The sequence below is a fragment of the Archangium sp. genome (assembly GCF_057119385.1).
On sequence record NZ_DBNGVP010000043.1, the window covers coordinates 97,084 to 105,937 of the forward strand.

The 8,854-nt window shown below is 66.7% G+C and carries 4 protein-coding genes and 2 tRNA genes; all 6 read left to right on the forward strand.

What is annotated here, in order from left to right:
• Positions 1-114: 114 nt before the first annotated feature.
• Positions 115-187, forward strand: a tRNA-Lys gene (locus tag AC16DP_RS10225).
• A gap of 5 nt (positions 188-192) precedes the next feature.
• A tRNA-Glu gene (locus AC16DP_RS10230) sits at positions 193-265 on the forward strand.
• Between the two features lie 78 nt (positions 266-343).
• Positions 344-1,234, forward strand: a complete 891-nt coding sequence (locus AC16DP_RS10235) for an NAD(P)-dependent alcohol dehydrogenase (RefSeq protein ID WP_329731079.1) — start codon at positions 344-346, stop codon at positions 1,232-1,234.
• A 737-nt stretch (positions 1,235-1,971) separates the two neighbouring features.
• Positions 1,972-3,549 carry a DUF262 domain-containing protein gene (locus AC16DP_RS10240; protein ID WP_329731080.1) on the forward strand — a complete coding sequence of 526 codons (1,578 nt, stop codon included), beginning with the start codon at positions 1,972-1,974 and terminating at the stop codon, positions 3,547-3,549.
• Entirely contained in the window at positions 3,546-4,445 is a 900-nt protein-coding gene (locus AC16DP_RS10245; RefSeq protein ID WP_329731081.1) for a hypothetical protein, read from the forward strand. The genes AC16DP_RS10240 and AC16DP_RS10245 overlap by 4 nt, the downstream gene beginning before the upstream one ends.
• Positions 4,446-5,221: 776 nt before the next feature.
• The coding region (gene hrpA, locus AC16DP_RS10250) for an ATP-dependent RNA helicase HrpA (protein ID WP_483956690.1) at positions 5,222-8,854 on the forward strand (3,633 nt) is incomplete at its 3' end.

The following is an 8,854-nucleotide window of genomic DNA, read 5'->3' on the forward strand; positions in this document are numbered from 1 at the left end:
TCAGGTGACGGGGGGAACGATCGCCAGTAGAAGTCCGAGGCGAGTGCTGGTAGAGAGCGCCTCGCAGACGCCGGAGACCAAGGAATCCGGCGTCTGACCAAAAAAGAATAGTGCGAGTCGCTAGCTCAGCTGGTAGAGCACCGGCCTTTTAAGCCGAGGGTCGGGGGTTCGAGCCCCCCGCGACTCACAGAGGTCCCCGTCGTCTAGAGGCCCAGGACGCTGGCCTTTCAAGCCGGTAACACGGGTTCGAATCCCGTCGGGGACACACAAGCCGAGGCCGGAAGCCGCTGAGCAATCAGGGGTTTCCGGCCTCGGTGTTTTCAGGCTCCGGCGCGTCTCCAGAATGTCTCCAGATTGGAGACGTATCCCGCCGGACTGCATCGCCACCCTCGGAGTTCCCTACGCGCTGCGCCTGGTGTCCGGCCTGCGTGCGCCCAGGTCGCCGGTCCGCGGCTCGGACGTCGCCGGCGTCGTGGAAGCGGTGGGCGCCCACGTTACCGGCTTCGCACCCGGCGACACCGTGTTCGGCTCGGTGTGGACGGGAGGTTACAAGCGCGGCGCTCCCGGGACCTTCTGCGAATACACCGTGGTCCCGGCGACACAACTGGCGCACAAGCCGGCGCAGCTCAGCTTCGAGGAAGCCGCCGGGGCGGTGATGTCAGGCGTGACGGCGCTGGTGGCCATGCGCGATGTCGCTCGCGTCCGCGCAGGCCAGCAGGTGCTCGTCAACGGTGCCTCCGGTGGCCTGGGGACGTTCGCCGTGCAGATCGCCAGGGCCTTGGGTGCCAGGGTCACGGGCGTGTGCAGCACGAGCAACGTCGAGCTGGTGCGTTCACTCGGTGCCTCCCACGTCATCGACTACACGCGGACGAGCTACCCGGAGCAGGACGCGCGCTACGACGTGGTGATGGACAACGTGATGAACCACCCTCCGTCGGTCTCGGCGCGCGTCCTCACCGCGAATGGGATGTTGCTGCCCAACAGCATCGGCACCCACAAGTGGCTGGGAACGCTGCCTGGCATGGCGTTCGGGGCGCTCTTCAAGTCCAGGCAGTGGCGCACGATTCAATTCGTCCCGTCACGCAAGAATCTCGAGGACATCGGCGCGCTGATTCAATCGGGCGCCGTGAAGGTCGTGATAGACAGGACCTATCCGCTTGCGCACGCCGGCCAGGCCGTGGCGCACATGGTGAGCAGGCGCGCGCGCGGACAGATCGTGATCAGCGCCATGTAGGCGACGGCGAGCAGGCGTCCCCCCTTCTGTGCACTGGGATGGAGGTGCGGTACCACGAACGGGTCCGAGGCACCTGTGAGGCTCACGTACCGGGCCGCCAGTTCGCGCGCCTCAGCCTTCGCCGCCGGCCTGTACGCTCACCCACGGCGCGCTCTTCTCCCCGGACGTGCGGTGCCGCCAGAAGAAGAAGACCGGGGAGCATAGGCGGAATGGGAGCCCTGTTGCGGGCGAGGGCCGGGGTAGGTGGTCGTCCAGGGGTAGCGCGACACGCATTGGACGGTGCAGGAGGGCCCTGAGGAGGACCGCCCGACGCGCTCCAGGCACACCCCCTCCCCTGCGCAGGCGACCAGTCGCCTTGGGTTATGAGAGAGAGTGCATCCCTCAGCCGTGCGTCACTCCCACAGCGCATGCTGCGCTGGCCATCCTGGCAGGTGCCTGGGGTGAGGGCAACTCGGACAGGTGCAGGAGGCCTAGTCCACTCGCGGTGTCCTCTCCCTCCTCGGTTCCTTCCTGGTCGCTGCCTCAAGCGCCACGCTCGCCTTCTCACCTGCTTGGGGGAACTCCCATGACCGCGCTCTCCCGTGCCTCGGGCGACAGGTGCGCAGTACCTCATGGTCATCTCGGTGGTCGCGTGCCCCATCAACTCCTAGATGACCTTGTGTTCGCGGAGACGTACGATGCGGCCTGATTTTCGTGTTGCGCACCCACGACATCGACGGCGGGCGAACGGATAACTCATGAGTTTCCAGCCTCAAACCTACACGGTCGATAAGATCGTCAGCTGGATCAACACAGGGCGACTCGCCCTACCCGATTTCCAGCGGCGTTTTGTCTGGACGCCGAGCAAAGTGGCAGACCTCATCGACAGCGTGTCCCGCGGTTGGCCGATCGGATCGCTTCTGCTGCTGGATGGACCGCAGCCCTTTAAACCCAGGCCGATCGAGAATGCTCCGCCTCTGCGGGGAAACGTTGAGGTATTCGTCCTAGATGGCCAACAAAGGGTGACTGCTTTGTTCCACGCGGTCGCCGACGTGTCAGACGTCGTCTACTATATCGACTTCAATGCGCTTGAGCACGGCGACGAATACGTGAAGTGGCAGGAAAGAGCATCGTTTGAAGCAGCTTACCCGACGGTCACCGACCAAGCTGCGCGTCGCATCGCAAAGGTGTCGGTGGTCTTCGATGAGCCATCTTTTCACGAGTGGCAGCGACACCTGCCCCACGATGTAGGTTCGCTCATGGTCTCCTTGCGCGATCGAAACCTGCCGGGCCTACGGGCCAATGTGTACAAATTCATCGGCGTCGCCCTCGAACAGGACATCGCGCTTGAAGCGCTCGCTCGAATCTTCGAGACAACCAACCGTACCGGCGTTCGTCTTAACGCCTTTGATCTCATGATTGCCGTTCTCTATCCACAGAAATTCAACCTTTGGGAAGAATGGGAGAACGCGCGCGCTGAGCACGAACTCCTCGGAAATTTCGAGGTCGACGGAATCGAGATCCTGAAGCTAATCGCGCTTTGGGAGCGCAGGGAACAGCAGAATTCTGGCAAGCGGCTCACCGTCAAGGGTGTAAGGCAAGGTGACGTGCTAGCGGTCGAAGCCAGCCGCGTCCGGGCTCTATGGCCACGGGCAGTCGATGCATACGACGCTGCGCTTGAGTACGGCCGCAGGAAATTCGGGCTGGTGGACGCCAAAAGTGTGCCGTCCAGCGCAATGATCCTAACACTCGCATTCATGCTGGACGGGAAGTTCGCGATTTCGGCCGTCGACAACTGGTATTGGTCGTCGATCGCATCGCAGTCCTACGCTCAAGGTGCCAATACCCGAGTTGTGAGCGACGTGGATCGTGTAGCGTCCGGCTCTTGGTCTCGGTACCACGGGGCTCCTGAGCAGGAGGAAACTCTGAAGCTCGCGCTCATGGAGCCGGTGCGCCGCAATCGCTTGTTGACCCGAGGTGTTGGATGTCTCCTCGCATCGCGCGGCGCCCTTGACCCATTAACGAAGCAACCCCTTAAAGGCGTGAAAGAACTTCAGTTCATTAGCAGGACGGCCCTCCACAACCAGCTCGCAAATGCCAACGCCGATACGCCCATCGTCGACCAGATCTTCATGGATGCCACTTCGGCCAAGCGAGTGAGGGTTGCGATGCGGAAGGGGCGGAGTTTCAGCTCAGTCCTCGACCAGAACGCACTTGCCCAGCAGGGGTTCGCGCAACAAACAGTGTCTCCAGACGCTGACCAGCTCGATCGGCGGGCAGGGATCGTGGCGCGCTGGCTCGTAGACGCTGCGACTGGCACAGGAGACGCGCCGTGAGCAAGCCAAGAAACCGCGCCTGGAGTCCGTACTGGCCGATCGTCCTACTGGCCCTGGGCTTCTTCGGATTCTGGCTTGCGACGTTGTGGGTGGTTCCCACGACGGCTGCGTTGCTGGGGATCGAGCGGTGTGAGAATCGGATGGAGGTGATATCGTCGGCAGTTCATGGGGAAACGACTCCGGGACAGGAATGCCTTAAGCCCGTGGATGCATTGGCAGCCTACGGGACCATGGGCGACATGTTCGGGGCCGTTAACGCGCTGTTCTCTGGCCTTGCCCTCGCCGGGGTAGTTCTGACCCTCTACTGGCAGGCACGAGAACGCCGTCGTGACAACAAGCCCTTTCTGATCCCGTCACTTGACGAACAGGAGGATGGGACGGGAGGAGTCGTCATCTCGAAGCCCGGCAAAGCCAGCGCCGTCATCGGACTTCCAGTCGTATTCGGATTCTCGCTTACCAACTCAAGCCCTGCTGCGGCTCTAAACGTCCATGTCCAAGCTGGAATTGCCGAGACCAGCTTCAAGAAAGGAGAAGCACTCCCGTTGCCCATCGGCCCGAAGGGGACTTCCAACCTGAAATTGGCGGGGAAAATTGCTGGTACTGATGCGAACACGCTCGTGGAGAAGCTCAGGACCGGGGCTATCCTGACCCTGGAAGTCGAGGTCACCTACGGTAACTTGGAAGCAGTACGCTGGCGTACAGTGGTCCAGTATCGATTAAGCCTGGACGAGCACGCGAGAGAGAGAGATGGAACTCTCCTGCAGGCTGCAATCGATGATAGCCAACCTGAATCGGAATCGCCTGCGACCGGAGCATGGACAGGCACGACCAAGATTGCTCTTGTGCTCACCCCCGTGCAGGGATCCTGGAGCTTCGGGGAGGTCGAAGCCTCGTGACCTATTCCTTTCGCTCGGCGTTGCAAGTAACACTTCACTACCATGCCTTGGTGCCGGACGGCGTCTTCGTGCCATGGGAAGGCGGCGTGTGCTTCGAGACGTTGTCGCCGCCCACGCAAGGTGAGGTGGAGCGCTGGTTCGCCACCATGAAAACATCGTGCGCCAACTACCCTGACACAGGGGACAGGGGGAGCCTGTTGGCTGTAGCGCAGGGGGCAGATACTTCTCTGGCAAATGGCAATTGGAGGGTATGAGGAACGCCCATGAGCGACGAGCGCACGCCTGCTGAGCCCGAAGTCATGGAGCTCACGTTCTGGAGGAAGAACGGCTGGACGGCCAGGGTCATCAAAGAACGAGGAGGACGACGGCTGGGCCGTGGAAATCCGCAAGCAGGGGCTCGCCGAACCCGTCCTCATCAGTCCGTGGGTGGATGGGCTGCGATAAGAAGAACCCCAAGCCCTTGAGCATAGGCGGCATGGGAGCCCTGTTGCGGGCGAGGGCCGGGGTAGGTGGTCGTCCAGGAGGGCCGCGCGACACGCATTGGACGGTGCAGGAGGGCAGGCACACCCCTCCCCTGCACAGGCGACCGGTCGCCTTGGGCTGTGCGAGAGAGTGCATCCCTCGGCCGTGCGTCACTCCCACAGCGCCTGCTGCGCTGGCCCCCTGGCAGGTGCGTATTGCGCGCAGGGAGAATTCCTCCAGGAACGCCGGGCGTGCAGGCGCCCACACGATTCGTCAGAGGCGGAGCGGGCGCTTCAGTGATAGGCCATGCCGCCATGTCCGGCGACTCACCCGTCCCCGCCCCCGGCGGCTTGCCCACCCTGCGCTTCCCCCCCGAGCTCCCCATCTCGAGCCGGGTGGAGGACATCACCGCGGCCATCTCCGCCCATCAGGTGGTCATCGTCGCGGGCGCCACCGGCTCGGGGAAGACGACGCAGCTGCCCAAAGTCCTGCTCGCCATGGGGCGTGGCCGCCCGCGCCAGATTGGTGTCACCCAGCCCCGGCGTATCGCCGCGACGAGCGTGGCGGCTCGCGTGGCTCGCGAGCTCGGCACGGAGCTGGGCACGGACGTCGGCTACCAGATTCGCTTCGAGGACCGCTCGTCCCGGCAGACGGCCGTGAAGTTCATGACCGACGGCGTCCTGCTCGCGCAGATTCACAGCGACCCGCTCCTGAAACGCTACGACACCATCGTGCTCGACGAGGCCCACGAGCGCAGCCTCACCATCGACTTCCTGCTCGGGTGGCTCAAGCGCCTCCTCCCCAGGCGCCCCGACCTCAAGGTGGTGGTGAGCTCGGCCACCATCGAGACCGAGCGCTTCTCGCAGTTCTTCGGGGGGGCTCCCGTCATCCAGGTGGAGGGCCGCACCTTCCCGGTGGACGTGCTCTACGAGCCGCCTCCCGAGGACGCCGAGCTCGCCGACTCCGTCGCCGATGCGGTGGCGGACGTGCTCTCGCTCGACCCGGACGGGGACGTCCTCGTGTTCCTCCCCGGGGAGCGGGAAATCCGCGAGACCGAGAATGCCCTGAACGCGCGCGAGCTCCGCGGCACGGTGGTGCAGCCCCTGTATGCGCGCCTGTCGGCCGCCGAGCAGTCGCGCGTCTTCGCCACCATCCCCCAGCGCCGGGTCATCCTCGCCACCAACGTCGCGGAGACGTCCGTCACCATCCCGGGAATCGTGTACGTCGTGGACACGGGGGTGGCGCGCCTGTCGCGCTACGACCCACGCTCGGGCACCACGCGCCTGCACATCGAGCCGGTCTCCCAGGCCAGCGCCGACCAGCGCAAAGGGCGCTGCGGACGCGTGCGCGAGGGCATCTGCGTGCGCCTCTACGACGAGGCGGGCTTCACCTCGCGGTCCGCCTTCACCGACCCGGAAATCAAGCGCACCGGGCTCGCGGGGGTCATCCTGCGGATGAAGTCCCTCGGCCTCGGTGACGTCGAGGACTTCCCCTTCCTCGACCCGCCCCAGCCCAGGGCCATCGCCGAGGGCTGGCGGGTGCTCGAGGAGCTCGGGGCCATCGAGGGCAAGGAGCGCACCTTGACGCCGCTCGGGCACCAGCTCGCGCGCTTCCCGGTGGACCCGCGCATCGCTCGGATGATTCTCGCCGGCGCCGAGTACGGGTGCCTGGACGAGGTGCTCATCGTCGCCGCGGCGCTCAACCTGCAGGACCCGCGCGAGCGGCCCCGGGAGCTCGCGCAGAAGGCGGACGAGTCGCACCAGCGCTTCCGTGACGAGCACTCGGACTTCACGGGGCTCCTCAAGCTGTGGGCGTTCGTGCGCGAGGCCGAGGGCCGGGGGACGTCCCATCTGCGGCGCGTGTGCCGGGACAACTTCCTGTCCTTCCTGCGGGTGCGCGAGTGGCGGGACGTCCAGCGCCAGCTCGAGGAGACCGTCCGCGAGCTGCGCCTGCCGCGCAAGGGCCGGGGCGCCCCGGCGCGCGGGGACGCCCTGCACCAGGCGCTCCTCACCGGGCTCCTGTCCCGCATCGGCCAGTGGAATCCGGAGCAGCGCCACTATACGGGCTCGAAGCAGACGCGCTTCATGGTCCACCCCTCGTCGGCGCTCGCGAAAAAGCCCCCCGCCTGGGTGATGGCGTTCGAGCTCGTGGAGACGTCCCAGCTGTTCGCGCGCACCGTGGCGAAGCTCGACCCGGAGTGGCTCGCGGCGGCGGCCCCCCACCTGCTCAAGCGCAGCTACTCCGAACCGCACTGGTCGGAGAAGTCCGCGCGCGCCGTGGTGAAGGAGAACGCGACCCTCTTCGGGCTTCAGGTCTTCAAGGAGCGCCCCGTGGCCCTGGCCAGCATGGACCCCGCCCAGGCCCGGCTGATGTTCATCGAGCATGCCCTGGTGCGCGGCGAGTACCGCACCCGGGGGGCGTTCCAGGAGAAGAACCGCCAGGTGCTCGAGCGCGTGGCGCGCCTGCGGGACAAGGCCCGGCGCAGCGAGCTGCTCGACAGCGAGGCACTGCTGACGTTCTTCGACCAGCGCCTCCCGGAGGACGTGACGGACGGAGCGAGCTTCGAGGCCTGGCGCCGCAAGGCCGAGGCGGCCGACCCCGACGTGCTCGTCCTGTCGATGGAGGATGCCCTCTCGCACGACCCGGACCTGTCCCCGGCGCACTACCCGGACGCCATCACCCTGCACGGCGCGTCCGTGCCGGTGACGTACACCTTCGACCCCGCGGCCGAGGACGACGGCATCACCCTGAGCGTGCCGCTGCTGCTGCTCGCCCAGCTGGTCCCGGGTGAGCTCGACTGGACCATCCCCGGGTGGCAGCGGGAGAAACTCACCGCCCTGCTCGAGCAGCTCCCCCGCGCCCAGCGCAAGCAACTGGGGCCGGTGCCGGACCTGGTCGACCGTCTCGAGAAGGAGCTCGTGCCCTTCCGCGGGCCGATGATTCCAGCGCTCGCGCGTGCGGTGTCCCGGCTGTGCGGCGTGGACGTGCCCGAGGAGTCCTTCCGGGCGGATGCCGTGGTGCCGTACCTGCGCATCACGCTCCGGGTGCTGGACGAGCGGGGAAAGGAGCTCGCGCGGAGCCGCGACGCCGACGCGCTGCTCGAGCAGTACGGGGGACATGCACGGGCGGCGCTGCGCAGCGCGGCACCGGCTTCGGAGTGGGAGCGCAAGGGGCTGACGGCCTGGACCTTCGGCGAGCTGCCCCCCATGGTCACCCGGCGGGTCGGCAAGCTCGAGGTCCGCAGCTACCCCGCGCTCGTCGACCGGGGCGCTGCCGTGGACCTGGTGCTGCTCGAGACCTCCCCCGCCGCCGACGCGGCCACGCGCACGGGGGTCCGCCGGCTCCTGATGCTCGCCGCGCGCGGACACGTGGCCGTCAGCGCCGCGCGCATGCCGCCGCCCTTCCCGTCCCTGGACGGCGCGCCGCCCGCGCGGGGCCAGGCCGACGCCTTCCGGGCGCTCGTCCTCGCACGCAGCGTCGACGATGCATTCAAGCTCGCACCGGGTGCGCCGCTGCCCCGCACGAAGGCGGCCTTCGAGGCGCTGCTCCGTGAGGGCTCACCGCGCATCGAGCCTGCGGCCCTGGACTGGGCGGACGCCGTCGCCACCACCTCCCGGGAGCTCGCCGCGACGCTCGGTGCACTCAAGGCCGCATCCAAGGGGCCGAGCGGCGCGGCGGCCGTGCGGGACATCCGCTCGCAGCTCGGGCACCTGTTCCCCGCGAACCTCATCGAGTGGATTCCCTTCGTGCGCCTGCTGAACTACCCGCGCTACCTCCGCGCGGCCCAGGCACGGCTGTCGCGTGCGGTGGCGAACCCCGGCAAGGACGCGGGGAAGGCCGAGCCCTTCACCCCCCTGTGGGAGACCTTCCTCGCCAGGCGCGCCACCGTGCGTGACCAGGAGGCGGCGCAGGAGCTTCGGTGGGCCTTCGAGGAGCTCCGCGTGGCC

Bases quoted from the DNA above. Each gene is read 5' to 3' on its own strand.
- AC16DP_RS10235 (WP_329731079.1), top strand. From the start codon at position 344: ATGTCTCCAGATTGGAGACGTATCCCGCCGGACTGCATCGCCACCCTC.
- AC16DP_RS10240 (WP_329731080.1), top strand. From the start codon at position 1,972: ATGAGTTTCCAGCCTCAAACCTACACGGTCGATAAGATCGTCAGCTGG.